Here is a 391-nt window from a genome sequence, read left to right as displayed (position 1 = left end):
GCATTTCCCAGTTTATCCTTGGTGATATCAATAATGTAAACGCTTTATCTAAGATTGTGATCCCTCAAAGGCCAAAACAAGCGGGTTCCTCCGAGCTTGCTGATGTGGAAAATGATGACTTGATCACAATTCTTGCCGAATATGAAAATGGAGCAGTCGGCACGATTGGGGCAAGCCGCGTTGCGACAGGACGTAAAAATTATCTAGCATTTGAAATTCAGGGCACTGAGGGTTCTGTGTACTATTCCCTAGAAAGAATGAACGAAGTAAATGTCTACTTTACATCCGATGACGGTGCTGACAGAGGTTTCAGAAATGTATTTCTTGGACCTGATCATAAAGGATACAGCGCCTTCTATCCTGCATCCGGAATTGCAATCGGATACAATGA

General features: G+C 43.0%; 1 protein-coding gene. It reads left to right on the top strand.

Annotation, left to right across the window (positions count from 1 at the left end):
- Positions 1–391, top strand: a 391-nt coding sequence (locus EP737_RS25230) for a Gfo/Idh/MocA family protein (RefSeq protein WP_246040380.1), incomplete at both ends; no start/stop codon positions are given.

Source organism: Ectobacillus funiculus (assembly GCF_004138295.1).
Classification (GTDB): domain Bacteria; phylum Bacillota; class Bacilli; order Bacillales; family Bacillaceae_G; genus Ectobacillus; species Ectobacillus funiculus.
Note: the sequence above shows the minus strand (reverse complement) of the source record. Positions and strands in the feature narration are given on the sequence as shown.